The organism is Sphingomonas sp. (assembly GCF_019746015.1).
In the GTDB taxonomy this organism is placed as follows: domain Bacteria; phylum Pseudomonadota; class Alphaproteobacteria; order Sphingomonadales; family Sphingomonadaceae; genus Sphingomonas.
Map to the genome: position 1 here is coordinate 1 of NZ_JAIESM010000009.1, position 25,886 is coordinate 25,886.

24 protein-coding genes and 1 tRNA gene are annotated in these 25,886 nt (G+C 67.8%); 12 read left to right on the forward strand and 13 right to left on the reverse strand.

Features of this window, described 5'->3' with window-relative positions; all coding sequences use genetic code 11:
* The 10 genes from gspI to lon all read right to left on the reverse strand — a co-directional run.
* Positions 1-390 (reverse strand): type II secretion system minor pseudopilin GspI (gene gspI, locus K2Y03_RS01600; protein WP_294087730.1); only part of this gene is annotated, 390 nt, incomplete at its 3' end.
* Positions 383-835: a GspH/FimT family pseudopilin gene (locus tag K2Y03_RS01605; RefSeq protein ID WP_294087731.1), complete on the reverse strand. Its 453-nt coding sequence runs from the start codon at positions 833-835 to the stop codon at positions 383-385. The genes gspI and K2Y03_RS01605, both read right to left, overlap by 8 nt.
* Positions 836-906: 71 nt before the next feature.
* The gene (gspG, locus tag K2Y03_RS01610; RefSeq protein WP_294087732.1) at positions 907-1,374 is read right to left on the reverse strand and encodes a type II secretion system major pseudopilin GspG; all 468 of its coding nucleotides are present in this window, start codon (positions 1,372-1,374) and stop codon (positions 907-909) included.
* A gap of 9 nt (positions 1,375-1,383) precedes the next feature.
* Positions 1,384-2,607: a type II secretion system inner membrane protein GspF gene (gene gspF, locus K2Y03_RS01615; RefSeq protein WP_294087733.1), complete on the reverse strand. Its 1,224-nt coding sequence runs from the start codon at positions 2,605-2,607 to the stop codon at positions 1,384-1,386.
* Positions 2,600-4,093: a type II secretion system ATPase GspE gene (gene gspE / locus K2Y03_RS01620; RefSeq protein ID WP_294087862.1), complete on the reverse strand. Its 1,494-nt coding sequence runs from the start codon at positions 4,091-4,093 to the stop codon at positions 2,600-2,602. The genes gspF and gspE overlap by 8 nt, the downstream gene beginning before the upstream one ends.
* 17 nt (positions 4,094-4,110) lie before the next feature.
* A complete protein-coding gene (gene gspD / locus K2Y03_RS01625; RefSeq protein ID WP_294087734.1) occupies positions 4,111-6,339 on the reverse strand; it encodes a type II secretion system secretin GspD in 2,229 nt (742 codons plus the stop codon).
* Positions 6,336-7,202: a type II secretion system protein N gene (locus K2Y03_RS01630; RefSeq protein WP_294087735.1), complete on the reverse strand. Its 867-nt coding sequence runs from the start codon at positions 7,200-7,202 to the stop codon at positions 6,336-6,338. The genes gspD and K2Y03_RS01630 overlap by 4 nt, the downstream gene beginning before the upstream one ends.
* A 142-nt stretch (positions 7,203-7,344) precedes the next feature.
* Positions 7,345-7,419 (reverse strand) — tRNA-Val (locus K2Y03_RS01635).
* Between the two features lie 109 nt (positions 7,420-7,528).
* Positions 7,529-7,801, reverse strand: a complete 273-nt coding sequence (locus K2Y03_RS01640; protein ID WP_294087736.1) for an HU family DNA-binding protein — start codon at positions 7,799-7,801, stop codon at positions 7,529-7,531.
* A gap of 178 nt (positions 7,802-7,979) precedes the next feature.
* Positions 7,980-10,388, reverse strand: a complete 2,409-nt coding sequence (lon, locus tag K2Y03_RS01645) for an endopeptidase La (protein WP_294087737.1) — start codon at positions 10,386-10,388, stop codon at positions 7,980-7,982.
* Between the two features lie 100 nt (positions 10,389-10,488).
* Between lon and K2Y03_RS01650 the strand changes: the two genes are divergently transcribed.
* The 8 genes from K2Y03_RS01650 (at position 10,489) to K2Y03_RS01685 (ending at position 18,199) form a co-directional block, all read left to right on the forward strand.
* A complete protein-coding gene (locus K2Y03_RS01650) occupies positions 10,489-12,159 on the forward strand; it encodes a M1 family metallopeptidase (protein ID WP_294087738.1) in 1,671 nt (556 codons plus the stop codon).
* Between the two features lie 61 nt (positions 12,160-12,220).
* Positions 12,221-12,811 (forward strand): isoprenylcysteine carboxylmethyltransferase family protein, encoded by a 591-nt coding sequence (locus K2Y03_RS01655; protein WP_294087739.1) that lies wholly within the window; start codon positions 12,221-12,223, stop codon positions 12,809-12,811.
* A gap of 56 nt (positions 12,812-12,867) precedes the next feature.
* The gene (locus K2Y03_RS01660) at positions 12,868-13,503 is read left to right on the forward strand and encodes a phosphoribosylanthranilate isomerase (protein WP_294087740.1); all 636 of its coding nucleotides are present in this window, start codon (positions 12,868-12,870) and stop codon (positions 13,501-13,503) included.
* Positions 13,500-14,729: a tryptophan synthase subunit beta gene (gene trpB, locus K2Y03_RS01665; RefSeq protein WP_294087741.1), complete on the forward strand. Its 1,230-nt coding sequence runs from the start codon at positions 13,500-13,502 to the stop codon at positions 14,727-14,729. The genes K2Y03_RS01660 and trpB overlap by 4 nt, the downstream gene beginning before the upstream one ends.
* The gene (locus tag K2Y03_RS01670) at positions 14,726-15,214 is read left to right on the forward strand and encodes a hypothetical protein (protein WP_294087742.1); all 489 of its coding nucleotides are present in this window, start codon (positions 14,726-14,728) and stop codon (positions 15,212-15,214) included. Before trpB ends, K2Y03_RS01670 begins: the two co-directional genes overlap by 4 nt.
* Positions 15,211-15,999 carry a tryptophan synthase subunit alpha gene (gene trpA, locus K2Y03_RS01675; protein ID WP_294087743.1) on the forward strand — a complete coding sequence of 263 codons (789 nt, stop codon included), beginning with the start codon at positions 15,211-15,213 and terminating at the stop codon, positions 15,997-15,999. Before K2Y03_RS01670 ends, trpA begins: the two co-directional genes overlap by 4 nt.
* Complete coding sequence (gene accD / locus K2Y03_RS01680; protein WP_294087744.1) at positions 15,996-16,847, forward strand: acetyl-CoA carboxylase, carboxyltransferase subunit beta; 852 nt, start codon at positions 15,996-15,998, stop codon at positions 16,845-16,847. The genes trpA and accD overlap by 4 nt, the downstream gene beginning before the upstream one ends.
* 26 nt (positions 16,848-16,873) lie before the next feature.
* Positions 16,874-18,199 carry a bifunctional folylpolyglutamate synthase/dihydrofolate synthase gene (locus K2Y03_RS01685; RefSeq protein ID WP_294087745.1) on the forward strand — a complete coding sequence of 442 codons (1,326 nt, stop codon included), beginning with the start codon at positions 16,874-16,876 and terminating at the stop codon, positions 18,197-18,199.
* On the opposite strand, the gene K2Y03_RS01690 is transcribed toward K2Y03_RS01685, so the two are convergent.
* Positions 18,196-19,500 (reverse strand): MFS transporter, encoded by a 1,305-nt coding sequence (locus K2Y03_RS01690; protein ID WP_294087746.1) that lies wholly within the window; start codon positions 19,498-19,500, stop codon positions 18,196-18,198. The two genes, K2Y03_RS01685 and K2Y03_RS01690, sit on opposite strands and share 4 nt — an antisense overlap.
* Before the next feature lie 58 nt (positions 19,501-19,558).
* Between K2Y03_RS01690 and K2Y03_RS01695 the strand changes: the two genes are divergently transcribed.
* Positions 19,559-20,701, forward strand: a complete 1,143-nt coding sequence (locus tag K2Y03_RS01695) for an aromatic ring-hydroxylating dioxygenase subunit alpha (RefSeq protein WP_294087747.1) — start codon at positions 19,559-19,561, stop codon at positions 20,699-20,701.
* On the opposite strand, the gene K2Y03_RS01700 is transcribed toward K2Y03_RS01695, so the two are convergent.
* Positions 20,698-21,144, reverse strand: a complete 447-nt coding sequence (locus tag K2Y03_RS01700) for a response regulator (RefSeq protein WP_367114743.1) — start codon at positions 21,142-21,144, stop codon at positions 20,698-20,700. The genes K2Y03_RS01695 and K2Y03_RS01700 overlap by 4 nt on opposite strands.
* Positions 21,145-21,279: 135 nt before the next feature.
* Between K2Y03_RS01700 and K2Y03_RS01705 the strand changes: the two genes are divergently transcribed.
* Together K2Y03_RS01705 and rsmD are read left to right on the forward strand one after the other, a co-directional pair.
* Positions 21,280-22,392: a pseudouridine synthase gene (locus tag K2Y03_RS01705; protein WP_294087748.1), complete on the forward strand. Its 1,113-nt coding sequence runs from the start codon at positions 21,280-21,282 to the stop codon at positions 22,390-22,392.
* Complete coding sequence (gene rsmD, locus K2Y03_RS01710) at positions 22,392-22,928, forward strand: 16S rRNA (guanine(966)-N(2))-methyltransferase RsmD (RefSeq protein WP_294087750.1); 537 nt, start codon at positions 22,392-22,394, stop codon at positions 22,926-22,928. Before K2Y03_RS01705 ends, rsmD begins: the two co-directional genes overlap by 1 nt.
* A gap of 5 nt (positions 22,929-22,933) precedes the next feature.
* On the opposite strand, the gene K2Y03_RS01715 is transcribed toward rsmD, so the two are convergent.
* The gene (locus tag K2Y03_RS01715) at positions 22,934-24,577 is read right to left on the reverse strand and encodes an inorganic phosphate transporter (protein ID WP_294087751.1); all 1,644 of its coding nucleotides are present in this window, start codon (positions 24,575-24,577) and stop codon (positions 22,934-22,936) included.
* A gap of 103 nt (positions 24,578-24,680) precedes the next feature.
* On the opposite strand from K2Y03_RS01715, the gene K2Y03_RS01720 reads away from it, so the two are divergent.
* A complete protein-coding gene (locus tag K2Y03_RS01720; protein ID WP_294087752.1) occupies positions 24,681-25,853 on the forward strand; it encodes a glycosyltransferase in 1,173 nt (390 codons plus the stop codon).
* The last annotated feature ends 33 nt before the right edge of the window (positions 25,854-25,886 follow it).

Here is a 25,886-nt window from a genome sequence, read left to right on the forward strand (position 1 = left end):
CGCGGCCCCTTGCGCGGGCGCCCGGGGTGGCACCGCCGGCGGGCGCACCGCGGTCAGCCGGCCGGCGACCGCGCCATCGGCGCCCAGCACCGTCACGTCGATGCGGAACGCGCCCTGGTCACCCAGCGGCTGCACCTGGCGTTTCCAGGCCCAGTTGCGGCCGCCATTGGTCTCCGTGCCGGCAGTTTCGCCGCGCGGCGGCACGCGCACGTCGGTAATGCTGTCAACGACGACATTGTGCGCCACCAGCTGCGCCAGCGCGGTATCGTCGAGCAGGGCGACGGTGCGGATCGCCTGCCCCTCCAGCCGGATCAGCGCGAGCGCGGCCAGGCTGAACACGACCAGCGCGACCATCACTTCCAGCAGGGTGAAGCCCGATGCCCTAGCCATTCACGGTTACCCGTCCGTCGCTGCCGATCGTCACGCGCGTGGTGATCGCATCACGGCGCAGATCGACCACCAGCGGCGCGCTGGCCAGCCCGGTTGAATCGAAGGTCACGCGCGCGCGGCCCGATGCATCGGCGAGCGCCGGCGCGACGCCGCCGGCCCAGCGGGCCTGAACCAGCGGGCGCTGGTCGATCGCTACCCAGCTGCCGCGCTCGCGCCGTTCAAAGCCATAGCCGTCGCGGCTCACCCACAGGCTGATCGAATGTCCCTCGACAATGGCCAGATCGTGCGCGGTGCGGGCGCGGGCGGCGAAACGCTCGGCCTCGTCGATCAGCCGGCCGCGCGGATCGGGCAGCGCCAGCACCACCAGCGCCGACATCAGCGCGATGATGGTGATGACGATCATCAGCTCGATCAGCGTGAAGCCCTGTTGGGCGGAACGCCCCAAGAGCGTGAAGCCCTGTTGGGCGGAACGCCCGGGAAGCGTGAAACCCCGCTGGTGTGGCGCGGCGGCCCGCATCATGGCTTCCGGCTGGCGTCCCAGCTGGTGATGTCGGCATTGTCGCCCTCGCCGCCATCCTGCCCATCGGCACCCTGGCTCCAGATGTCGACATCGCCATGCGCGCCGGGGAAGCGATAGCGATAATCATGCCCCCAGGGGTCCTGCGGCAGTTTCTTGATGTAGCCGCCACGCGGATAGCGCGCCGGGTCTGTGATGCCGGCGGGCGCCACCACCAGCGCACGTAACCCGTCCTGCGCGGCCGGATAGCTGCCCTGCTGCAGCTTGTAGAGGTCGAGCGCCTGTTCGATCGTGCCGATGTCGGCGCGCGCCTTCTGCACCTTGCTCTGCTCGCCCAGCGACAGCACGTTGAAGGCCACGATCGTCGCCAGCAGGCCGATGATCAGGATGACCACCATCAGCTCGACCAGAGTGAAGCCGGCCTCGCGGCGCCGGCGGCGGTGGTTGGCGGGTTCAGGCGGTGACATGGCGTTTCCTCATTGGCCGGCAAGCGTGTTGAGCTGCAGGATGGGCAGCAGAATGGCGAGCACGATCGTTGCCACCACGCCGCCCATCAGCACGATGATCGCGGGTTCCAGCAGCGACAGCGCGGTGGCGGTGAAGCGGTCGAACTCGCGCTCCAGATAGTCGGCGGCGCGCTCCAGCATTTCATCCAGCCGCCCCGCCGCCTCGCCCGATGCGGCAAGATAGGTGAGCAGCGGCGGAAACACCCCCGAACGGCGCATCGCGGCGGACAGGCTGCCACCCTGGCGGATGGCGTCGGTAATCTCGTCGCTGGCCTGGCGCAGGCGGGCATTGTGGATGGTGCCGGTGGTGAGCGCCATCCCCTCCAGCAGCGGCAGCCGGCTGGCCACCATTGTGGACAGCGTGCGCGCCATCCGCGCCGCATGCAGATCGCGCAGCAACCGGCCGATGAACGGGGTGCGCAGCAATATACTGTCAAAGGCCAGCTTGATCGCCGGCTGGCGCAGCGCAAAACGCGCCGCGACGCCCGCCAGCACCAGCGCGATGATCACCGCCCACCAGTAACCGGCAAGAAAGGCGGAAATCGCAATCACCACCCGGGTGAGCAGCGGCAATTGCTGGCCAACGGTATCGAACTGTTCCACCACCTGCGGCACGACGAAGATCATCAGCGCCGCCACCACGCCCATCGCCACCAGCGCGAGCACACTGGGATAGGCCAGCGCCGTCACCAGCTTGGCGCGGATTTCGGCCTGCCGCTCCAGCAGCGTGGACAGCCGTTCCAGGATGGTCGGCAGCGAGCCGGCGCTCTCCCCGGCAGAGACCATCGCGACATAGAGCGGCGGAAAGCTTTTGGGCTCGCGCGCCATGGCTTCGGCCAGCCGCCGCCCTTCCACCACGCCCGATTGCACGCGGCCGACAATCGCCTGCACATGCGGCTGCTCGGTCTGGCGGGTGATGGTGCGCAGGCTTTCCTCCAGCGGGCTGACCTGCGCGAGCGTGGCCAGCTGGCGGGTGAAGAGCGTCAGCTGCTGCCCGCTCATCCGGCCGCGGCCGATGCGGGAGAGCAGCGAGGGCGTGCGCTTTTCCAGCGGCGGCCGGCCCGGCTCCACCCGCACGACGAACAGCCGCCGTGCATCGAGCAGGTCGCGCGCCGCCTGCTGGCTGTCGGCACGGATGGCGCCGCGCTTTTCGCGGCCCTGCGTGTCGATCGCCAGATAGTCGAACTCAGGCATCGGCCATATCGACGCGCGATACGCGCACCGCTTCCTCAGGCGTGGTCAGCCCGGCTTGCACCAGCGCACGTGCGGCGCTGCTCAGGGTCTGGCTGTGGAGGAAGGCGTGGCGGGCAATGGCGGCCTCGTCGGCGCCATCGTTGATCAGCCGGCGGATCGTGTCATCCACCCGCACCGCCTCGAACACGCCGATCCGGCCGCGATAGCCGGTCTGGCCGCACTGGTCGCACCCCTGCGGCTCATAGATGGTGGTGCCGACGTCGATGCCCAGCAGCGCGGCAACCGGCGCAGAGGCGGGCACCGCGCGGCGGCATTCGCGGCACAGCCGGCGCACCAGCCGCTGCGCAATCACCCCGCGCAGGGTGGAGGCGAGCAGGAACGGCTCGATCTTCATGTCACGCAGCCGGGTGATCGCGCCGACCGCGTCGTTGGTGTGGACGGTCGACAGCACCAGATGCCCGGTGAGCGAGGCCTGCACCGCGATCTCCGCCGTCTCGCGGTCGCGGATTTCGCCCACCATCACCACATCGGGATCCTGCCGCAGGATGGCGCGCAGGCCGGCAGCGAAGGTCAGGCCGACCTTGGGGTTGACCTGGGTCTGCCCCACGCCCTCCACCGCATATTCGACCGGGTCTTCCACCGTCAGGATGTTGCGCGTGCCATCGTTCAGCAGCCGGAGCGCGGCATAGAGCGTGGTCGTCTTGCCCGAGCCGGTCGGCCCGGTCACCAGCACGATGCCATTGGGTTCGGAAATCGCCGAACGCAGCATGGTGTTGATCGCCGGGTTCATGCCCAGCGCGTCCAGGTCAATGCCGGCATTGTCCTTGTCGAGAATGCGCAGCACCACGCGCTCGCCCGCCCGGCTCGGCAGGGTGGAGACGCGCACGTCAAGCGCCTTGCCAGCGAGCGACAGGCCCATGCGGCCATCCTGCGGCAAGCGGCGTTCGGCAATGTCCAGCCTGGCCATCACCTTCACCCGGCTGACGATGACCGGGGCGACATGGGCGGGCATTCTGAGCGTCTCGCGCAGCACGCCATCGATGCGCATCCGCACCACCAGCCCCGATTCATAGGGCTCGATATGAATGTCGGACACGCCACTGCGCGCGGCATCGGCGATGATGCCGTTGATCAGCCGGATCGCCGGCGCGTCATCGGCAGTGTCGAGCAGGTCTTCGGCCGTGGGCAGGTTGCCGGCGATCAGGTCCAGCTCGTCGCCCAGCCCCAGCGACCCGGCGGCGGCCGCTGCTGCCTGCCCGTCCATCGCATAATGGTCTGACAGCAGCCGGTCGAACGCCTCCGCCGTCAGCCGCCGCACGGTGAAGCGCTGCTGAAGGTGGCGGCGCAGCTCGATCAGCACTGTCGGGTCGCTGCCGTTCCGGAACGCCACCACGGGTGCGCCGGCATCGTCCTCTTCCACCACCACCCCGAACCGCCGGGCAAAGCCATAGGGCACCGCCGGCAGCCGGGCCGCTTCGTGGAGCATCTCGTGGACACCGGAATTCACTTTGGCGGTGTCTCCTGCTGCTTTGCACCCTGCCCCGCCTGCGGCATCACAGGCAGCGCGATGCGGGGGTCTTCGATGCTGCCCGGCTTGCCCGGCGCCGGCAGTGGCGGCTCCGCGTTCAGATAGTCGCGCACCAGCTGGTCGATGCTGGGTTCGGTGTTGGGATTGTTAAGCCCCTGTTGGACACGGACATAGCCATAGCGCTGCTCGGCCAGCCGCCGCGAATCCTCTGCCGTGCGCAGGATGGTGGGGCGGATGAAGATGATGAGGTTGGTCTTCGTCCGCGTTTTCGCGCGCGAGCGGAACAGCAGGCCCAGACCCGGAATGTCGCCCAGGAACGGCACCCGCTCCAGCGTGCGCCGCTCGTTATCGTCGAGCAGGCCGCCGATCACCGCGATCTGGCCGTCGTCCACGGTCAGCGTCGTTTCCACCTCGCGCTTGTTGAGGATGAGGTCGCTATTGTCCTGAGACACCGGCCCCGCGATCGAGCTGACCTGCTGGCGTAGGAACAGCTTGATGGTGCCCGACGAATTGACCTGCGGCCGCACTTCCAGCTGGATGCCGACATTTTCGCGCTGCACGGTGCGGAAGGCATTGTCGAAATTCTGGCTGAGCGCCTGGCCGGTGGTGATCGGCACTTCCTGACCCACCAGGATGCGCGCCGGCAGATTGTCCAGCGTCACCACATGCGGCGCCTGCAGCAGGTTCGACGTGGTGTCGCTTTTCACCGCGTTGATGATGCCGGCGAACACGCCGTCGCGCCCGATGCGTGTCGCAAAGCCGCCAAAACCGCCCGAGGCGCCCAGAATCTGCCCGATCGCGCTTTGCGCCAGCTGGTCGCTGATCGCGTTGTTGGTCGTGGTGACGGTGGTGTTGCCGTTGACCACGGTGGTGGTGCGGTTGAGCTGGCGCGCGCCCACCGCGCCGGCGATGCTGAGCAGATTGGGCGCCGAATTCTGGAAGGTGGTGGAGGCAATGGGAATGCCCGAGCCGCCCAGCGAGCCAACCAGGAATTGCAGGCCCAGCCGGTTCGCCGTCTGGTCAGAAACTTCGGCGACAATCGCTTCGACCAGCACCTGCTCGCGCCGGGTGTCGAGCTGGCGCACCACTTCGGCCAGCTGGCGCTGCACTTCGGCCGGTGCGGCCACGACGATGGCGTTGGCGCCGACAAAGCGGGTGACGACGGCAGCGGTGCGCCCGCCCTCCGCCACGATGGCCGGCTGGGCATTGGGGTTCGCGCCCCCGCCGCCTCCCTGTTGCCCCGGAAATTGCTGCGCCTGGGGTGGCACGATGTTGCGCGCATTGGCGGCGGAGCCCGAGCCGCCAAAGCTGCTATTGCCCTGCTGCGAAAGCTGCGTCTGCTGCGGCAAAGTGGGCTGCTGGCCGACCAGCTGCTGCAGCACCGGCAGCAATTGCTCGGCATCGGCATTTTGCAGGAACAGCACCTTCACCTCGGTGCCGAGCGAGGCGCGCTTGTCGAGATCGGCGGCAACCTCTGCCAGCCGGGCAACCGTGGCCGCATCACCGCGCAAGGCGACCGCGTTGGAGCTTTGCACCGGCACCACCGACACGCTCTGACCGCTCGCATTGGCGCCGTTATTCTGCACCAGCGCCTGCAGCGCGGTGGCGATTTCGCGCGCGCCGGCATTTTTCAGCGCAACCACCTTGGTGGAGGCGCTGTCGGTATCGATCTGGCGCAGCACTTCGCGGATGCGGCGGACATTGTCGGCAAAGTCGACGATCACGATCGAATTGCCGCCGCGATTGGAGGTCAGCGCGCCCTGCGGGCTGATCAACGCGCGCACCGTTTCGGTCGCGGTGGTCGCATCGATCGCATGCAGCCGCACCACTTCGGTGACCAGGCTGTTGCGGTCCGCACGCGCCACACCGCCCACGCGGCTGGGTTGCGTGGCGGCGCCATCCACCGGCTGGACGCGAAAGGCGCCATTGGCCGTCGGCACCGCGACCAGCCCGTTTGCGCGCAAGGTGGACAGGAACACCTCGAAATATTCAGAGCGTGACAGGGGCCGGTCGGTGACCACCGTCACCTTGCCCTGCACGCGCGCGTCGATGATGAAGGTGCGCCCCGTCACCTTTGCCGCATCGGCAATGAAGGCGCGGATATCGGCGTCGCGCACGTTGAGCGTCGTCTGCGCCGCGATCGGCGCGGCCATCTGGCCCACGCCCGCCAGCCACAAGGCGGCAAGAGGAACCAGCCGCTTCATTGCGCGTCCACGGCAATGACCAGCGGCAGCAGCTCGGCACCGCGTTCCACCGTCAGCGAAATGGCGCCGCCCTTGGCCAGCTGGCCGCTCAGCGCATCGAAATCGCCCGGGCTGCTGACCGGCCGTCCGGCAATCTGTGTCACGATATCCCCCTCTTTCAATCCTACCTGCCGGAACGCCGCACCCGATCCCTGCGGCCGCACCACCAGCCCCGTAACACGCCCATTGTCGATGCGGGGGATGAAACCGATCTCGCTGCGCAGCTTCTGCAGCGTCATCCCGATCCGCCCTGACGCTCCGGGCATCATGCCGCCCGTTGCCGCCCCCGGCGGCGGGGCCGTCGCCACGCCCGGCATCGCCCCCGGCATGCCGGCGGGCGATGCGGCATTGGTGCCGCCGGCGGACTGATCGATGAACAGGTCCTCGTCCGCGCCGTTGCGCGTCAGCGTGACATGGTCGAAGGTAACCGCCTTCAGTACCACGCCGGGCATCACTTCCTCGCCCACGGCATAGCTTTTCTGCACCCCATCCTCGCCCGCGATGATTGCGCCGCCCCGCCCGCTTGCCTCGTTCAGGCGGATGCCGAACAACGTCAGCTTCAGCGCGGTAACCTGTGCCGGGGCCTGCGGCGCCGGGGCCTGCAGGCGGAAGAACGGATCGAAATCCCCCAGCAGCGCCGCCGACGCCGGCGCGCCCGGTGCCGCATTGCCCAACGGCGCCAGCGGCGTGGCCAGCGCCCAGGCCAGCCGCGCCAGCTGCCATGCCAACAGAGCCAGCAGCAGCCATTGCATGGCCGCAACCAGCGCATTGGCGGGAAGCCGGACGGCCACCCCGCGCATCCAGGCTGCAAAACTGTGCAGCATTGCCCCTTGTTCCCCAGGCCCGGGAAAGCGGGCCATGGGCGCGCTGTTACCATCGCGCAGTGGCGATGAGAAGTTGCGTCGGCATGGGCGGAGGCAATAAAAAACCCGGGAGCGCCCGTAAGCGACCCCGGGTTTCTGGTGATGGTGGGCGCGGCAAGGATTGAACTTGCGACCCCTGCGGTGTGAACACAGTGCTCTACCACTGAGCTACGCGCCCGGACCTCGATAATCCGGATGTGCCGGGGGTTGCCCGGCGAACAGAAGCGCCCCTCTAAGCGGGCGGCAAAGGCTTGTCCAGCCCCGGCCGTCCGCTTTGTCGCACAAGATTAGTTGACCGAGTCTTTCAGTCCCTTGCCCGGCTTGAACTTGGGCTGCGACGACGCCTTGATCGGCATCGGCTCACGCGTGCGCGGATTGCGGCCGACCGAAGCCTTGCGCTTGCTCACCGAAAAGGTGCCAAAGCCCACCAGCCGCACCGCATCGCCTTTGGCCAGCGCGGCCGAAATCGCGCCGAACACCGCTTCCACCGCCTTGCCCGCTTCCGCCTTGGTCAGACCAGAAAGATCGGCAACCTCGCCAATCAGCTCCTGCTTGTTCATTCCCCTAATCCCCCGATGATCTGTGCTTTTTGTCGATCCAGCCGCGCGGCGATTGAGTCGCACGGCTGCCGGCCGACAAATAAGGCGGAACGTCCAAAGTCTGTCAAAAGAAATTCATCATTGGCGCGGGACGGCCGGCACATTTAAGTGCCTGAGACGGCGTTGGACGCGGTTCCCCTCAGTGGGGAACCGCGCCCTGCGACGTGATCCCCGGCGGCGGCACCGCGGCCAGTTCGTCCGCCTCGCTCCAGTCGATCGCGACCAGTGGCTGGGTGAGCGCGAGGTTCAATGCCTCGTCCGCATGGCGAATCGGCACGATTTCCAGCCCTTCCAGAATGTTGGCGGGCAGCTCGGCCAGGTCCTTGCGGTTTTCCTCGGGGATCAGCACCGTCTTGATGCCGCCGCGCAGCGCCGCCAGCAGCTTTTCCTTCAGACCCCCGATCGGCAGCACCCGGCCACGCAGCGTGACTTCGCCCGTCATCGCCACGTCGCGCCGCACCGGCACACCGGTCAGCGTCGAGACGATCGAGGTAACGAGGCCGATGCCGGCCGACGGGCCATCCTTCGGCACCGCGCCTTCGGGCAGGTGGATGTGCAGGTCTTTGCGCGCAAAGATGCTGGGCTTGATGCCATAGGCCGGCGCGCGCGCCTTGACGAAGCTGAGCGCGGCCTCGACCGATTCCTTCATCACCTCGCCCAGCTTGCCGGTGGTCTTGATGCCGCCCTTGCCGGCCACGGTCACGCTTTCGATGGTCAGCAATTCGCCACCCACCTCGGTCCAGGCAAGCCCCGTCACGGCGCCGATCTGATGCTCTTCCTCGCTCATGCCGAAGCGGAACTTCTGCACCCCGGCATAATCAGCCAGATTGTCGGGCGTGATGACGACCTGCTCGGCCTTGCCCTCCAGAATGCGGCGCAGCGCCTTGCGGGCGAGCTTGGCAATCTCGCGCTCCAGCGTGCGCACGCCCGCCTCGCGCGTGTAATAGCGGATCAGCGCGCGCAGCCCTTCGTTGGTGAGCGTGAACTCGCCCTCCTTCAGCCCGTGCGCCTCCACCTGCTTGGCGATCAGGTGGCGCTCGGCGATCTCGACCTTCTCATCCTCGGTATAGCCTTCCAGCCGGATGATCTCCATGCGGTCGAGCAAAGGCTGCGGCAGGTTGAGCGTGTTCGCGGTGCACACGAACATCACGTCGGACAGGTCGATATCGATTTCCAGATAATGGTCCTGGAACTTGTTGTTCTGTTCCGGGTCCAGCACTTCGAGCAGGGCAGAGGCCGGATCGCCGCGGAAATCCTGGCCCAGCTTGTCGATCTCGTCGAGCAGGAACAGCGGGTTGGAACTGCCCGCCTTGCGCAGGTTCGACACGATCTTGCCGGGCAGCGAGCCGATATAGGTGCGCCGGTGGCCGCGGATTTCGGCCTCGTCGCGCACGCCGCCCAGCGACTGGCGGACGAATTCGCGCCCCGTCGCCTTGGCGATCGACTTGCCAAGGCTGGTCTTGCCGACGCCCGGCGGGCCGACCAGGCACAGGATCGGGCCTTTCAGCTTGTTGGTGCGCGCCTGCACCGCCAGATATTCGACGATCCGGTCCTTCACCTTTTCCAGCGCATAATGATCCTGGTCCAGGATCGCCTGCGCCGCCGCAATGTCGCGCTTCAGCTTCGATTTCTTGCCCCAGGGCAGGCCCAGCAGCACGTCGAGATAATTGCGCACGACGGTCGCCTCCGCCGACATCGGCGCCATCGTCTTCAGCTTCTTCAGCTCGCTCTGCGCCTTGCCGCGCGCTTCCTTCGACAGTTTCAGCGTGGCGATCTTGTGGGTCAGCTCGGCAACTTCGTCGCCCTCGCCCTCCTCGCCCTCATTGCCCAGCTCGCGCTGGATCGCCTTCAGCTGTTCGTTGAGGTAATATTCGCGCTGGGTCTTCTCCATCTGGCGCTTCACGCGGCTGCGGATCTTCTTTTCCACCTGCAGCACGCCCAGTTCGCCCTCCATGAAGGCAAACACCATTTCCAGCCGCTTCTGGGGATCGCGCTCCATCAGCAGCGCCTGCTTGTCGGCCACCTTCACCTGAATGTTGGCGGCCACCGAATCGGCAAGGCGCGACGGATCGTCGATCTCGGCCAGCTGCACCGTGGTTTCGGCGGGCAGCTTGCGGTTGAGCCGCGCGTAATTTTCGAACTGGTCGACCACCGAGCGCATCAGCCCGGCGGTCTCGCGGTTCTGCTCGGTGGTGTCGTCGCCCGCTTCGGCCTCGATCAGCTCGACCTCGGCGACCAGATGGCCGCGATCATCCTGCATCTGCGCCAGCCGCGCGCGCTGCTTGCCTTCCACCAGCACCCGCACGGTGCCATCGGGCAGCTTCAGCAGCTGGAGCACATGCGCGGTGACGCCGATATCGTACAGGTCCTCGCGGCCGGGATCGTCCTCGGCCGGGTCGAGCTGGGCGACCAGGAAAATCTCCTTGGTCTCGCCCATCGCGGCTTCCAGCGCGGCGACGGACTTGTCGCGGCCGACGAACAACGGCACGATCATGTGCGGAAAAACGACGATGTCGCGCAGCGGCAATACGGGATAAACGGTCTTCATGCGATCTCCGGCGGCGCCGATCCGGCGCGTAACTTTCCATCTATATGGGACGGAAACAGCACGCATCAATCGGCTTTGGCTACTGGCTGCCGCAAGCCTGTTGACAATTGGTGCATCCCCACCGCCCGCACCGCCCAAGGGCCTGCCGCCGCTGACCAAGCAGACCGAGCGTTCGGGCGGACCGGTCGACCCCGACCAGGCCAAGCTGCAGTTCGACCATGCCGACCTGTCGCTGGAAGTGTTTCCGGAGAAACAGGCGATCAGCGGCCGCGCGGTGCTGAGCTTCACCGCGCGCGCGCCGCTCGACCGGCTGGTGCTGGACCTTGACCGCAACCTGCCGGTGCGCGGCGTTGCGATCAACGGCCAGACGCTGAAACCGGGCGCGTGGAGCAATCCCGAAGGGCGGCTGACCATCACCCTGCCGCGCGCGGCCGCCGCCGGCGAGCAGGTGAACGCGCGGATCGACTATGCCGGCACGCCGCATGTCGCGGTCAACCCGCCCTGGGACGACGGCTTTGTATGGACGCGCACCCGCGACGGCAAACCCTGGGTGGCGACGACGGCGGAAGGCTATGGCTGCGACCTGTTCTGGCCGTGCCTGGACTTTCCCAAGGGAGAGCCCCGGCTGGTCGACCTGCGCATCACCGTGCCGCGCGGGCTGGTGGCGCCGGGCAATGGCGTGCTGATCGATACCGAAAAGCTGTCGGGCGGGCGCAGCCGCTGGCACTGGCGGGTGAAACAGCCCAACAGCTATGGCATCGCCATCAATGCGGGGCCGTACCAGCTGATCACCGCGCCGTACCGAAGCCGCTATGGCAATTCGGTGCCGATGCAGCTGTGGCATCTGGCCGGCAACCGCGCCAAGGCCGAGGCACTGTTCGCCGAATTCGCGCCCGCGCTGGACTTCATGGAAAGCGTGATCGGCCCCTATCCCTTTGGCGACGAGAAAGTGGGCGTGGTCGAAGCGCCGCACCTGGGCATGGAGCACCAGACGATCAACGCCTATGGCAATGGCTATGGCAAGTCGATCGACGGGTTCGACCAGATTTTCCAGCACGAGCTGAGCCATGAATGGTTCGGCAACCAGCTGACCGCGGCCGACTGGGACGATTACTGGCTGCACGAGGGGTTCGCCCAGTACATGCAGCCGCTCTATGGCCGCTGGCGCGAGGGCGAGGCGCGCTATGCCGCGATGATGTCTGCCATCCGGGGGCGGATCGAGAACCGCGCGCCGATGGTCTCCGGCCAGAGCCGCACCGAGGAAGAGGTTTACGAGATCAAGAATGGCGGCCCCGGCCCCGACATTTACTACAAGGGCGCCTGGGTGCTGCACACGCTGCGCTGGCTGATCGGCGACGACGCGTTTTTCGAGAGCACGACGCGGCTGGTCTATGGCCGGCCCGATCCGCGCCCGGGCAATTTCCAGCCGCGCTATGCCACGACCGCCGAGTTCCAGCAGATCGTCGCCAGGACGGCGGGGCGCGATCTGGGCTGGTTCTTCGACGCCTATCTGCGCCGCGCCGCGCTGCCCGAGCTGGTGATGACACGGCGCGGCGGGCAGATGACGCTGGAATGGGTCGCCGGCGGCCCCTTCCCCATGCCGGTGGAGGTCGAGCTGGACGGCAAGGTGAACCGCATCGAGATGCCGGGCGGCCGCGCGACGCTGGCCGTGCCCGACGCCGCCCATGTCGTGCTCGACCCCGCCGCGCGCATCCTGCGCCGCTCCGAAGCGGTCGAGCGCTTCCAGGCATGGCAGCGCGACCCCCGCTGAGCCGGGTTGCGCAGACGCTGCATTATCTGTATTACTTCAGTATAACAGCTGGAGCGCAGCCATGATCTCGATGCCGGTCGGATTGCCGGGGCTGCTCGCCTTTGGGCTGGGCCTCGCCCTGTTCCTCATCGCGCTGCTCGCCGCCCGCCAGCGGGCGACCGTGCCGGCGGTCAGCGGCGGCAAGCGCGATGCGCGGTCAATTCCCTGGATCATCCTGCAGGGCGTGGGCATTTTCATCGCCGGCTTCGGCCCGATAAACCGCACGCTCGATTTCTGGTCTGCCCGCGCACTGATCGACGGCGCGGTGGTGTTGCTGCTGATGCTGGCGGCGGTGGCGCTGTTCCACTGGTCGTCGCGCGCGATGGGACGCAACTGGGCGCTGGTTGCCCGCACGCGCGGCGACGGCACGCTTGTCACCACCGGCCCCTTCGCCCTGGTGCGCAACCCCATCTATGTCGCGCTCGCGCTGTTCATGCTGGCCATGGCCATCGCCTATGGCCATTTTTTGCAACTTGTGCTGGCCGTCCCCGTTTACGGTTTTGCCACCTATATGCGGGTGATGAGCGAGGAGCGCGTGCTGCACGCCACGTTCGGCGCCGCCTATGACGCGTATCGCGCGCGGGTGAAGCGCTTCGTGCCGGGGCTGTTCTAGCCAGGCGCTCAACCCCGGCCCTTCCGCTGGCGGCCACGCGCGCCTATGTGGCGGCGATGCCCGTGCAGGTAAAGATTTGCGGCCTGTCGACGCCGGAGACGCTGGATGCGGCGATCGGCGGCGGGGTCGCGCATGTCGGGCTGATGTTCTATCCGCCCTCCCCGCGCCATCTGGAGGTTGCGCAGGCGGCCGCGCTCGCCGCGCGCATTCCGGGCCATGTCGGCCGGGTGGGCGTGTTCGTCGATCCCGATGACGCGCTGGTCGATGCGGCAATTGCCGCCGCCGGGCTCGATACGCTGCAGGTTCACCGCGCCACGCCCGCGCGGCTGGCGGCATTGCGGGCGCGCACGGGCCGGCGGATATGGGCAGCGGTCGCGGTGCGCCAGCGTGCCGATCTGGCGGCGGCGGCGGACCATGCCGGGGCCGCCGACCTGATCCTTTATGATGCCAAGACGCCCGATGGCGCGCTGCCCGGCGGCATGGGGGTGCGGTTCGACTGGGAGCTGCTGCGCGGTTTCCGCTCGCCGCTGCCCTGGGCACTGTCTGGCGGGTTGACGGCTGAAGTGCTGCCGGTGGCGGTCGCCCAGTCGGGCGCGCGGCTGGTCGATGTCTCCTCCGGCGTCGAAACCGCGCCGGGCATCAAGGATGTGGACAAGATCGCCGCATTCCTTAAAGCCGCGCAGCAGTTATGAACGCACCCAATTCCTTCCGGGCACAGCCCGATGAGCGCGGCCATTTCGGCGATTATGGCGGCCGTTATGTCGCCGAAACGCTGATGCCGCTGATCCTGGAGCTGGACCGTGCCTATCGCGCGGCGCAGGCCGACCCGAGCTTTGCCGCCGAGTTCGACGATCTGCTGGAACATTATGTCGGCCGCCCGAGCCCGCTCTATTTCGCCGAGCGGCTGACCGAGGAACTGCGCAAGGGTGCGCCCGAGGGCATGGGCGCGCAAATCTGGTTCAAGCGCGACGAGCTCAATCACACCGGCGCGCACAAGATCAACAATTGCATCGGCCAGATCCTGCTCGCCCGCCGCATGGGCAAGACGCGGATCATCGCGGAGACGGGCGCGGGCCAGCACGGCGTGGCCACCGCCACCGTCTGCGCACGCTTTGGCCTGCCCTGCGTCATCTATATGGGCGCGCGCGATATCGAGCGGCAGCAGCCCAATGTGTTCCGCATGAAGCTGCTCGGCGCCGAAGTCCGCCCGGTGACGAGCGGTGCGGCGACGCTGAAAGACGCGATGAATGAGGGGCTGCGCGACTGGGTCGCGAACGTCCACGATACCTTTTACATCATCGGCACGGCGGCAGGCCCGCACCCTTACCCCGAGCTGGTGCGCGATTTTCAAAGCGTGATCGGGCGCGAGGCGCGCGCGCAGATGCTCGCCCGCACCGGCCGCCTGCCCGATCTGCTGGTGGCGGCAATCGGGGGCGGATCGAACGCGATCGGCCTGTTCCACCCCTTCCTGGACGATGCCGGCGTGAAAATGCTCGGTGTCGAGGCGGCCGGGCACGGGCTCGACAAGCAGCATGCCGCCAGCCTGGCCGGCGGCGCGCCGGGTATTCTGCACGGCAACAAGACCTATCTGCTGCAGGACGAGGACGGCCAGATTACCGAGGCGCATTCGATCTCGGCCGGGCTCGATTATCCCGGCATCGGGCCGGAACATGCGTGGCTGAAGGATATCGGCCGCGTCGATTACACCAGCGCCACCGATGGCGAGGCGCTGGACGCCTTCCAGCTGCTCTGCCGCACCGAAGGGATCATCCCCGCGCTGGAGCCTTCGCATGCCATCGCGGCGGTTGCCAAGATCGCCCCGACGATGCGCGACGACCAGATCATCCTCGCCAACCTGTGCGGGCGCGGTGACAAGGACATCTTCACCGTTGCCGAGGCGTTGGGGACGGCGCTGTGAGCGACTCGTTGAGATTCCGTGTGATTACAGCAGCCGTCGTTGCGGCACTAACCGTTTTCTGTGTCTGGTTTGCAACTCAGCTTCTAAATCTCTCATCAAGTGCGCCGGCTTATAACGTCCTCGCCGCTATTTTTTTAGCTGCAAGCATCTGGACCTTTGTCGTCAACCAAATGAAATTAAAGTTGCCCCGTGAGTATGCTCGCGATGCCCTCAAGAGTCGCACTTTAATCTTAACTTTAGGCTTGTTTTTATCACTCGCTATGATCTGGGCGATTGGTAGATCTGCGGTCGAGTGGGCGATTGAGCCAGATATTTCCGATCTTGGCCCCTGTGGGCGATTCACATTGGATTTATGTGGCACGACAGACTTGAATTCAGAACGAAGAGACTTGGCTATGAAACTAGTTGATCGAATTGCAGCCGCTTCTTTTCTGACAGCTCCGATAAGCCTTGCCGTTCCAAGGGTGCGTAGTTGGTTTCAATGACCCGCCTCGCCACCGCTTTCCCCGCCGACCGGGCTGCACTCGTCACCTTCGTGACGGCGGGCGATGGCCCCACTCCTGCGATCCTCGATGCGCTCGTCGAAGGCGGCGCCGACGTGATCGAACTCGGCATGCCGTTCACCGATCCGATGGCCGATGGCCCCGCCATCCAGGCGGCGAACCTGCGCAGCCTCGCCGCCGGCACGACCACGGCCGACATCCTGGCGATCGCCGCCGGTTTCCGCGCGCGCCACCCCCATGTGCCGCTGGTGCTGATGGGCTATGCCAACCCGATGCTGCGGCGCGGGGGCGACTGGTTCGCGCATACGGCTGCGAAGGCAGGCGTCGATGGCGTGATCTGCGTCGATCTGCCGCCCGAGGAGGATGAACTCGCCCCCGCGCTTGCCGCGCACGGCCTGGCCTTCATCCGCCTCGCCACCCCAACTACCGACGCGGCCCGGCTGCCCGCCGTGCTGAACGGGGCGAGCGGCTTTCTCTATTATGTCTCGGTCGCCGGCATCACCGGGCTGCAACAGGCGGCACAAGCCAGCATCGAGGAGGCGGTTGCCCGGCTGAAAAGCCAGACCGACCTGCCCGTTGCGGTCGGCTTTGGCGTGCGCACGCCCGAACAGGCCGAGGCGATTGCCCGCGTGGCCGATGGCGTGGTGGTCGGCTCCGCCCTGGTCGAGCTGGTCGCCGCGCATGGTGCCGATGCGGCCGAACCCGTGCGCGCCTTCACCGCCGCGCTTGCGCAAGCCGTCCACAACGCGCAAAGGGATGGCGCATGAGCTGGCTGTCGAGCGTCCGCAACGCGCTGTCCCTGGTTTCCAAGCGCGAAACCCCCGACAATCTCTGGCACAAGTGCAAGGGATGCGGGCAGATGGTGTTCACCAAGGAACTGGCCGACAATCTCCATGTCTGCCCGCATTGCCAGCACCATGAGCGGATCGGCCCGAAGGAACGCTTCGCGCAGCTGTTCGATGCCGGATCGATGCAGCAGCTGCCGGCGCCGAAGGTGACCGAGGACCCGCTGAAGTTCCGCGACTCGAAGCGTTATGCCGACCGGCTGCGCGCCGCCCGCGCCGCCACCAATGAAAGCGACGCGCTGGTCAATGCGCGCGGGCTGATCGGCGGTTATCGCGCGGTGGTGGGCGTGCAGGATTTCGCCTTCATGGGCGGATCGATGGGCCTGGCCGTGGGCGAGGCGTTCGTCGCCGGCGTGGAAGCCGCGATTGCCGACAAGGCGCCCTATATCATCTTCACCGCATCGGGCGGCGCGCGCATGCAGGAAGGCATATTGAGCCTGATGCAGATGCCGCGCTCGACCGTGGCGATCCAGATGCTGCACGATGCCGGCCTGCCCTATATCGTGGTGCTGACCGATCCCACCTCGGGCGGGGTGATGGCGGCCTATGCGATGCTGGGCGATGTGCAGATTGCAGAGCCCGGCGCGACGCTGGCCTTTACCGGGCGCCGCGTGATCGAGAACACGATCCGCGAAAAGCTGCCCGACGATTTCCAGACGTCGGAATATCTGCTGGCGCACGGCATGATCGACATGATCACCCCGCGCCGCGAGCTGCCGGAAACGCTGGCAAGGCTGATCGGCTATCTCTGCGCGAAGCAGGCGGCCTAGCGCCGCGCGCCACGCCGCCCCGCACCATGCCGGACCACGCCCGTTCCACCTCGCCCGCGGTGCAGGCCCAGCTTGACCGGCTGTGGGCGCTTTCCCCCGGCGCCGACATTTTGGGGCTGGACCGCATCGAGCGGCTGCTCGCGCGGCTGGGCGACCCGCAGCATCGGCTGCCGCCGGTGTTCCACGTCGCCGGGACCAATGGCAAGGGGTCGACCTGCGCGTTTCTGCGCGCCGCGCTGGAGGCGGCCGGCCACCGCGTGCATGCCTATACCAGCCCGCATCTGGTGCGCTTCAACGAACGCATCCGCATTGCCGGGCAGCTGATCGGCGATGATGCGCTGGCGCCGCTGCTGGCTGAGGTGCTGGACGCCGGCGGCGATATTGGCGCGAGCTTTTTCGAGGTGACGACGGCGGCGGCCTTCCTGGCCTTTGCGCGCAACCCGGCCGATGCCTGCATCATCGAGGTCGGGCTGGGCGGGCGGCTGGACGCGACCAATGTGATCGCGGCACCGCTCGCCACCGGCATCGCGCAGCTGGGCCTCGACCATCAGCAGTTTCTGGGCGACACCGTCGCGGCGATCGCGGCGGAAAAGGCCGGCATCGCCCGCGCAGCGGTGCCGCTGGTGACGATGGATTATCCGCCCGAAATTGTCGCGGTGGTGGCGGGCGTCGCCGCCCGCGCCGGCGGGGCGGTGATGGCGATGGGGCGTGACTGGTCCGTCTCGGCCGATGAGGGCGCGGTGACCTATGCCGATGCGCAAGGGTCGCTCACCCTGCCGCTGCCGCGCCTGCCCGGCGCGCATCAGGCGCAGAATCTGGGGCTGGCGGTGGCGATGCTGCGGCATCAGCAGCCGCTCAATGTGCCGGAGCACGCGCTGGCGGCGGCGGCGCTGGGCGCGACCTGGCCCGCGCGGATGCAGCGGCTGGATCGCGGGCCGCTCCTCGCGCTGCTGCCGGCGGGAAGCGCGCTGTGGCTGGATGGCGGGCATAATCCGGCGGCGGCCGCGGCGATCAGCCTCGCCGCGCGGGCCGAGGCGCGCGAACGGCCGCTTCACCTGGTGCTGGGCATGCTGGCGAACAAGGATGCGCCGGGGCTGCTTGCCGCCTTTGCACCCGTCGCGCGCGCGCTCCACGCGGTGCCGGTGGCCGATCATGCCTGTCACCCGCCCGAGGAACTGGCCGCGGCCGCGCGTCAGGCCGGCGTCGCGGCGGCGGCCCACGCCACCGTCGCCGATGCACTCCGCGCGATCAGCGCCGGCGCCGATCCGGCCGCGCCGCCCGCCGTACTGATTCTGGGCTCGCTCTATCTGGCGGGCGAAGTGCTCGCCGAAAACGGGATGTTGCCGGATTAATCCGGCTTGTCCGGGTCCACGCCCGCAATCCCCATCGAGCGGTCCACCAGCCCGGTTCTGCTCATCCACCAGAACAGCAGCACGCCCGGCAGCGCCGCGACCGTCGTCAGCAGATAGAAATTCACATAGCCCATCGCGTCGATCAGCGCGCCGGCGGTGGTGCCGGTCAGCAGCCGGCCGAAGATGCTCGCCGCCGCCGAGATCAGCGCATATTGCGACGCGGTGAAGCGCACATCGGTGAGCGCGGAGAAATAGGCGACCACGCACACCCCGCCGATGCCGCTGGCGAAATTCTCGAACCCGATCGCGGCGGCCATGCCCAGATTGCTGTGCCCGGCGAGAGCAAGCCCGGCAAAGCTCAGATTGGTGAGCATCATCAGCACCAGCGACAGCAGCACCGACCGCTTCATCCCCAGCCGCGCATAGAGCACGCCGCCGACGAAGATGCCGACCAGAAAGGCCAGAAAACCGATCCACACATCGTAAAAGGCGATCTCGTCATTGGTGAATTTCAGATCGTCGAACAACAGGCGGAAGGTGAGGTTGGCAAGCGTGTCGCCCACCTTGTGGATGAGGATGAAGGCAAGGATCAGCATCGCGCCGGGCCGCTCCAGAAACTGGCGGAGCGGTTCGATCACCGCTGCCCCCACCCCGCGCGGGCCGGTGCGCGCGGCGGGGCGGTGCCGTTCGGGCTCACCCAGCAGCAACCCGGCGACCATCGCCGGCAGCGCGAACACCGCGCACAGCAGATAGGCATTGTGCCACCCGGCCCGCGCCGCGACATAAAGCGCCAGCGCTCCCGCCCCCGCCGAGCCCAGCCGCCAGCCATATTGCGACATGCCCGCACCCACGCCCAGCTGATGTGGCGCGAGCACTTCGATGCGATAGGCGTCGATCACAATGTCAAAGGTGGCGCCCGCGATGCCGACCATGATTGCGGCGATCACAGTGGGCCAGATATCGGCCTTGTCCGGCTGCACCAGTGCCAGGTTGGTGACTGCAGCCATCACCAGCACGCCGGCCACGATCAGCCAGGACAGCCGCTGCCCCATCGCGCCGATCACCGGCAGGCGGACGCCATCGACAACCCACGCCCACAGCCATTTGAGATTGTAGACCAGAAAGGCCAGGCTGAACGCGGTGACGGTTTTCTTGTCGATGCCATCCTGCGCCAGCCGCGTGGTGAGCGTCGCGCCGATCATCGCATAGGGAAAGCCCGACGAAATGCCGAGCGCGAGGGCGGCAAGCGGTGCCTTGTCGAAATAGGGCTTCACCCCTGCCCACAGCCCCTCTTCGCGCAACGCTTGCTCCCTTCACCAATCGGCGCAACACTAGCGGGAAAACGAGAGAGGGAAAGCCATGAACGTCCATGCACCGCAGGGGCTGAAGCCCACCCCCGGCCAGCTGGCGCTGGCGCAGGCGCTGGCGGCGGGGGGAACGCGGGCCACCGCCGGCATCTGCCATGTCGCGGCTGACGCCTATGTGAGCGAGGCGCGCCATGCGGCGGAACAGGCGCGGATCTTTGCCCGCGTGCCGCTGGTCATTGCGCCCTCGGCCCTGCTGCCGGCGGCCAATATGGCAGTGCCGCATGACGGGTTCGGCAAGCCGCTGCTCGTCACCCGCGATGCCGGTGGCACGGCGCATGTGTTCCTGAACGTATGCCGGCACCGGGGAACCCGGCTGGTGGAGGGGACCGAGCCCGTCTGTGCGCGGCGGCTGGTCTGCCCTTATCATGCGTGGAGCTATCGCCTTGATGGCGCGCTCGCCGCGCTGCCCCGGCCGGAGACCTTCCCGGGCCTCGACAAGGGCGATTTCGGCCTGAAGCGCCTGCCCACGGTGGAGGCGGGCGGGCTGATCTGGTTCGCGTTTGACGAGGGCGCCGATTTTGCCGAGCCGCTGGCGCTGGGGGCCGATTTCGACGCCTTTGCGCTCGCCGACCAGCATCTGTTCCGCCGCCGCACCCACCGCGTGCAGGCCAACTGGAAACTCATCATGGACGCGTTTCTGGAGAGCTATCACGTCCAGCGGCTGCATTCGGAGACGATCGGCAAATTCTTCAAGGACGGCGTCACCACCGGCGACTCAATCGGCGTGCATCAGCGCTCTGCCGTGGGGCGCGAGGCCGACCTGATCGCGGCGGCGCAGGGCGACTGGGGCCAGCTGCGCGCGGCGATCACCTATACCTATCAGCTGTTTCCCGGCACGGTGCTGATCGTCAGCCCCGATTACATCAACCTGATGGTGATGATGCCGCAGTCAGCGGGCGAGGTGCTGGTGGAGGATTTCATGCTGATCCCCGCCCCGCCCGAAAGCGACAAGGCACGCGACCATTGGGAACGCAGCTGGGCGCTGCTCGACGGGCGCGTCTTCGCGGCGGAGGATTTCCGCGCTGCCGAACTGGGCCAGCAGGGGTTGAGCGCGGGCGCGATCGACCAGATTACGCTCGGCACGCTGGAAACCGGCATCCGCCGCTTTCACGACATGGTCGAAGCCCGGCTTTAGGGGCAGGCCCCAGGCTCGAACAGGGTCAAGCCGCGCGGCATCCGCTGGGGCCGGTCGCCCTTTGAAACCTGTTCGATGACGCCGATCGCAGCGAGCAGGTCGCGCTGGCGATAGGGCTTGGCCAGCCAGCCATCGGCCACGTCCTGTGCTTCGGGCGGGCATTTGGTCGTCACGAACAATGTGCGCGCCTGCCGCGCCCGGGCCGCGCGTGCCACCTCCAGCCCGGTGCCATCGGCCAGGCAGATATCGGCCACCACCAGATCGATCGTCGCGCCGCTTTCGATGAGCGCGACGGCGCTGGCCGCGGTGTCGGTGGTGGCAACCACGCCATAGCCTTCATGGCTCAGCAGATGTTGCGTATCGAACGCGGTGACCGGCTCATCCTCCACGATCAGCACGCGCTGCAGCACCGGCTTCTTTCTGGCGAACAACATCGAACCCATGGCCTCCCTGCCGGGCATTACCCGCGCCCATCCGCCCAAGATGGGAAGTGATTGTGGCCAATCCAGAGGCAATGTTGGTGATAAATGTGGCAATGAGGCTGGGCACCGCCCCCGGCTTCGCGCTATGCGCACGCGATGGCAGACCCCACGCCTTCCGAAGACGGCCGATCCGGCCAGCGCATTGCCAAGCTGCTCGCCCGCGCCGGCATCGCCTCGCGCCGCGAGATCGAGCGGATGATTGCCGAGGGGCGCGTGGCGCTGAACGGCACCGCGCTCACCACGCCGGCCATGGTGCTGCCCTCGCTCGCCGGGGTGACGGTGGATGGCCAGCCGGTCGCGGCCCCGGCGCCGGCGCGGCTGTTCCTCTATCACAAGCCCAACGGGCTGCTGGTCACCGAGCGTGATCCCAAGGGGCGGCGCACCATTTTCGATGCGCTGCCCGACGATCTGCCCCGGCTGATGCCGGTCGGGCGGCTCGACCTCAATACCGAGGGGCTGCTGCTGCTCACCACCGATGGCGAGCTCAAGCGCCAGCTGGAGCTGCCGGCAACCGGCGTCGAGCGGGCTTATCGCGCGCGCGCCTATGGCCAGGTCAGCCAGGCCCAGCTTGAGGAACTGATCGAGGGGGTGGAGATCGAGGGCGTGCGCTATGGCTCGATCAACGCCAATCTCGAACGGCGCACCGGTGCGAATGTGTGGATCGAGATGATCCTGACCGAGGGCAAGAACCGCGAAGTACGCCGCGTGCTGGAGCATCTGGGCCTGCGCGTCTCGCGGCTGATCCGCACGCGCTATGGCCCGTTCCTGCTCGGCGATCTGGCGCCGGGAGAGATCGGCGAGGTGCGCCAGCATGACGTGATCGGCTTTCGCCGCGATCCGCGCCGCCCCGCCGCCGAACCGCCAGCACTGAAACCCGCCGGCCGCCAGAGCCGCCGCGCCGCCCCCCGGCCGCTGGGCGAGGCGCCGGTCGCGCCGGAACCCAAGCGCGCGCCGCCCAAGCCGCGCGCCCGAACCGATGAAACGCCGTCGGCGGGCACGGCGAAGCCCCGGGTGCGGCTGTCACCCCGCCCCGCCAATGGCGATGCCCCCGCGTCAAAGCGCGCGCCCGCGAAACCCGGCCGGCCGACCCGCCATGCCCGCCCGGCCGATGGCGACGCGCCCGCAAAGCTCGGCCGCGCACAGCGCCCCGCCAGCAATCGTCGCCGTCGCCCGGGCGATGCGCGACCGTCGCGTCCGCGGGGCAAGTAATGCGGGTGATTGCCGGCACCTGGCGCGGGCGCCCGCTCGCCGCGCCCAAGGGCGATACCACCCGCCCCACCGCTGATCGCACGCGCGAGGCGCTGTTCTCCATGCTCACCAGCCGCCTTGGCAGTTTTGAGGGGCTGGCGGTGGGCGATTTCTTCGCCGGTTCAGGCGCGCTCGGGATCGAGGCGCTGTCGCGGGGCGCGGCATCCTGCCTGTTCGTCGAGCAGGACCGGGCCGCCCTCGATACGCTGCGTGCCAATCTCACGCGGCTGGGCGCGACGGGCGATGTGCGCGGCGTCTCGGTCATGGCGCTCGGCCCGGCGCCGGCACCGCTCGACCTGATCCTGATGGACCCGCCCTATCGTTCCGGCGCGGGTGCCGTCGCGCTCGACAAGCTGGCGCGGCTGGGCTGGGTGAGCGCGGGCAGCTGGATCAGCATCGAGACCGCCGCCGATGAAGAGGTTCAGGTTGCCGGCTTCACCGCCGACGCCACCCGCACCCATGGCAAGGCGCGGCTCACCCTGCTGCGCGCGGGCTGAGCGGCTCAGGCGGTGCCGATGGCGCGCGCCACCGTCAGGAACAGCCAGTAAAGCCCGCCCGACAGCGCAATCGTCGCCGGCAGGGTCATCACCCAGGCCAGCACCATGTTGCGGATGGTGCGCGCCTGCAGCCCGGCGCCATTGGCCACCGAGGCGCCGGCCACGCCGCTCGACAGGATATGCGTGGTCGACACCGGCAGGCCGAAACGCTCGGCCAGCGTAATCGTCATCGCCGTCACCAGCTCGGCCACCGCGCCCATGCCATAGGTAAGGTGCGACTTGCCGATGCGCTCGCCCACCGTCACCACGATGCGCTTCCACCCCACCATGGTGCCCAGCCCCAGCGCGATCGCGACCGCCACCTTCACCCACATCGGGATATAGCGGGTCGCCCCTTCCAGGCCGTGCTGATAATCGGTGATCGCGGTCTTTTCCGTCTCGGTGAACTTCGCGTTGGGCGCCTTCAGCGCCAGCTTTGACGCATCAAGCGCCAGATACATATCGGTGCGCACGCTCTGTATGGTGCCGGGCGACAGCTTCGCCATCGTGCCGGCGGTGCGCAGCGCGCGCGCGGTTTCGCGCGACACCGTGGCAAGTGCTGCCTGAATTTCAGCACCTTCCGCCGATTTGGTCTTCAACGCGCTAGCCAGCTGGTCGCGCGCGCTGGCCAGCGGCAGGCGGACATCGCCACCATGCGCGGCAAAGGCGCCGGCAGCCGCTTCCGCCTGCGCCACCAGCTTGGGCGTCTGCGCATCGTCCAGCGTGCGGTTGAGCGCATAGGCGGTCGGCGCGCAGCCAATCAGGATCAGCATGATCAGCCCCATGCCCTTCTGCCCGTCATTGCTGCCATGGGTGAAGGAAACGGCGGTGCAGGTGAAGATCAGCAGCGCGCGGATGCCGGTGGGCGGCGGCGCCTCCCCTTCCGGCGCGCGATAGAGCGCGGGATTGCGCAGCAGCGCGCGCATCGCCAGCAGCAGCAGGATCGCGCCGAAAAAGCCGATCATCGGGCTGACCAGCAGCGCCGACAGCACCTTTTGCGCCTGGCTCCAGTCCACGCCACTGGTGCCGCTGGTGCCGCCGGCGATGATCTGGTTGGCGAAACCCACGCCCAGGATGGAGCCGATCAGTGCATGGCTCGACGAATTGGGGAGGCCGACATACCAGGTCGCGACGTTCCACAGCACTGCCGCCAGCAGCAGCGCAAAGATCATGGCGAACCCGGCATTGCTGCCCACGTTCAGGATCAGCTCGACCGGCAGCAGCGTGATGATCGAATAGGCCACCGCCCCGCTGGAGAACATAACCCCCAGGAAATTGAACAGGCCCGACCAGAATACTGCCAGCGGCGCCGGCATTGCATGGGTGTAGATGACCGTCGCCACCGCATTGGCGGTGTCGTGAAAGCCGTTCACGAATTCAAAGCCCAAGGCGATGAGCAGCGCGACGACCAGAAACGCGATCACCGCGCCGCCCATCTGCTCACCCACCGACTGCGTATCGCCCAGCACCGAGAGCAGCGCATAGGCAAAGCCGCCCACCAGAGTGCCCAGGAAAAGCCAGCGGGCGAGGCCGGGCACGGGGCGGTCAAGCTGCGGCCCGCGGGGCGGCGGCGCGGCTGCCTTTGCCGCTGCTGTCGAACTGAAAGACATGAACCCCCCGTTGCGACGCCGATATGTCAACGCCGTTACAGTCGGCGCACCTTCTGGCACGCAGGGCGGGTTGCGGGCAAGCGGCGCTTCACAGCCGGCGCGCTTGCGCTATGAAGCGCGCGTGTCCGGCGCCCCTCCCCCACCGCTCAAGGTGCTTACGTTCCTGAACAGCTTTCACCCCGGCGGGGTGGAGCGGGTGGCTTTGCGCATGAATGCGCAGTGGCGGGCGATGGGCATTTCAGCGCCGGTCTATATCGGCCGCGACGAGGGCAGCGCGCGCGATGCGGCCGCGGGCGCCGATGTGCGCATCATCCCCGGCGATCCGTCCGCGGCGCGCGCGCAGGGCATCCGCTGGATGGTGCGGCACCTGCCCGGCATCGTGCGGGCGGAGGCCCCCGACATCCTGTTCTGCGCCGGCAACACTTATACGGCGGTGGCAGCGGCGGTGAAGCTGGCGCTGGGCCGCGCCTGCCCGCCGGTGCTGGTGAAGATCAGCAACGATCTGGAACGGCGCGACATGGGGCCGTTGCTGCGGCTTGGCTATCACCGCTGGGTGGCGCTGCAGGGGCAGCTGCTCGACCATTTCATCGCAATGGCGCCGGCGATGGTGCCCGAGATGGAGGCACGGCTGGGCGTGCCCGCCGCGCGGATCAGCGTGGTGAACGATCCGGTGCTGCGCGCGGAAGAACTCGCCGCGCTGGCCACGCTGCGGCAGCGGGCGCCGCACCACGCCGGCGGCCGACGCTTCCTGGCGATCGGCCGGCTTGCCCCGCAGAAGAATTTTCCGCTGCTGCTCGAGGCTTTTGCGAAAATGGCGGCAGCGGAAGACCGGCTGAAGCTGCTCGGCGACGGGCCGGAGCGCGACATGCTGCAGGCGCGGGCCGCCGCGCTGGGCATTGCCGACCGGCTGTCGATGCCGGGTCATGTCGGCGATCTGAAGCCATGGCTCGCCGATGCCGACATCTTCGTCATGTCCTCCGATTATGAGGGCGTGCCGGCCGTGGTGATCGAGGCGATTGCCGCGCAGCTGGCGATGGTCGTCACCGATTGCAGCGTGTCGATGCGCGACCTGCTGGGCCAGGGGCGGTTCGGCGCGCTCGTGCCGGTGCGCGATGCGGCGGCGCTGGCGGCGGCTATGGGGGCGGCACCGCGCGGCCAGCCCGATCCCGCCGCCGCCACCGACCATGCCCGGCAGTTCACGCTGGAGGCAGGCGCCGATGCCTATCTGGCGGTGATGCGACAGCTGGTCGCCGCCCGCGCCGCCCGTGCGCGATAGGGCATTGCCCGGCGCGGCGCTGTTCCCTAGGTG

What these genes read in the sequence shown, in the direction of transcription:
- accD (WP_294087744.1), top strand. Translation starts at nt 15,996, where the DNA reads ATGAGCTGGCTGTCGAGCGTCCGCAACGCGCTGTCCCTGGTTTCCAAG.
- K2Y03_RS01630 (WP_294087735.1), bottom strand. Translation starts at nt 7,202, where the DNA reads ATGCTGCACAGTTTTGCAGCCTGGATGCGCGGGGTGGCCGTCCGGCTT.
- K2Y03_RS01660 (WP_294087740.1), top strand. Translation starts at nt 12,868, where the DNA reads ATGCCCGTGCAGGTAAAGATTTGCGGCCTGTCGACGCCGGAGACGCTG.
- gspD (WP_294087734.1), bottom strand. Translation starts at nt 6,339, where the DNA reads ATGAAGCGGCTGGTTCCTCTTGCCGCCTTGTGGCTGGCGGGCGTGGGC.
- K2Y03_RS01695 (WP_294087747.1), top strand. Translation starts at nt 19,559, where the DNA reads ATGAACGTCCATGCACCGCAGGGGCTGAAGCCCACCCCCGGCCAGCTG.
- gspG (WP_294087732.1), bottom strand. Translation starts at nt 1,374, where the DNA reads ATGTCACCGCCTGAACCCGCCAACCACCGCCGCCGGCGCCGCGAGGCC.
- K2Y03_RS01700 (WP_367114743.1), bottom strand. Translation starts at nt 21,144, where the DNA reads ATGGGTTCGATGTTGTTCGCCAGAAAGAAGCCGGTGCTGCAGCGCGTG.
- K2Y03_RS01705 (WP_294087748.1), top strand. Translation starts at nt 21,280, where the DNA reads ATGGCAGACCCCACGCCTTCCGAAGACGGCCGATCCGGCCAGCGCATT.
- K2Y03_RS01655 (WP_294087739.1), top strand. Translation starts at nt 12,221, where the DNA reads ATGATCTCGATGCCGGTCGGATTGCCGGGGCTGCTCGCCTTTGGGCTG.
- rsmD (WP_294087750.1), top strand. Translation starts at nt 22,392, where the DNA reads ATGCGGGTGATTGCCGGCACCTGGCGCGGGCGCCCGCTCGCCGCGCCC.
- K2Y03_RS01715 (WP_294087751.1), bottom strand. Translation starts at nt 24,577, where the DNA reads ATGTCTTTCAGTTCGACAGCAGCGGCAAAGGCAGCCGCGCCGCCGCCC.
- gspE (WP_294087862.1), bottom strand. Translation starts at nt 4,093, where the DNA reads ATGCTCCACGAAGCGGCCCGGCTGCCGGCGGTGCCCTATGGCTTTGCC.
- lon (WP_294087737.1), bottom strand. Translation starts at nt 10,388, where the DNA reads ATGAAGACCGTTTATCCCGTATTGCCGCTGCGCGACATCGTCGTTTTT.
- trpB (WP_294087741.1), top strand. Translation starts at nt 13,500, where the DNA reads ATGAACGCACCCAATTCCTTCCGGGCACAGCCCGATGAGCGCGGCCAT.
- K2Y03_RS01685 (WP_294087745.1), top strand. Translation starts at nt 16,874, where the DNA reads ATGCCGGACCACGCCCGTTCCACCTCGCCCGCGGTGCAGGCCCAGCTT.
- K2Y03_RS01640 (WP_294087736.1), bottom strand. Translation starts at nt 7,801, where the DNA reads ATGAACAAGCAGGAGCTGATTGGCGAGGTTGCCGATCTTTCTGGTCTG.
- trpA (WP_294087743.1), top strand. Translation starts at nt 15,211, where the DNA reads ATGACCCGCCTCGCCACCGCTTTCCCCGCCGACCGGGCTGCACTCGTC.
- gspF (WP_294087733.1), bottom strand. Translation starts at nt 2,607, where the DNA reads ATGCCTGAGTTCGACTATCTGGCGATCGACACGCAGGGCCGCGAAAAG.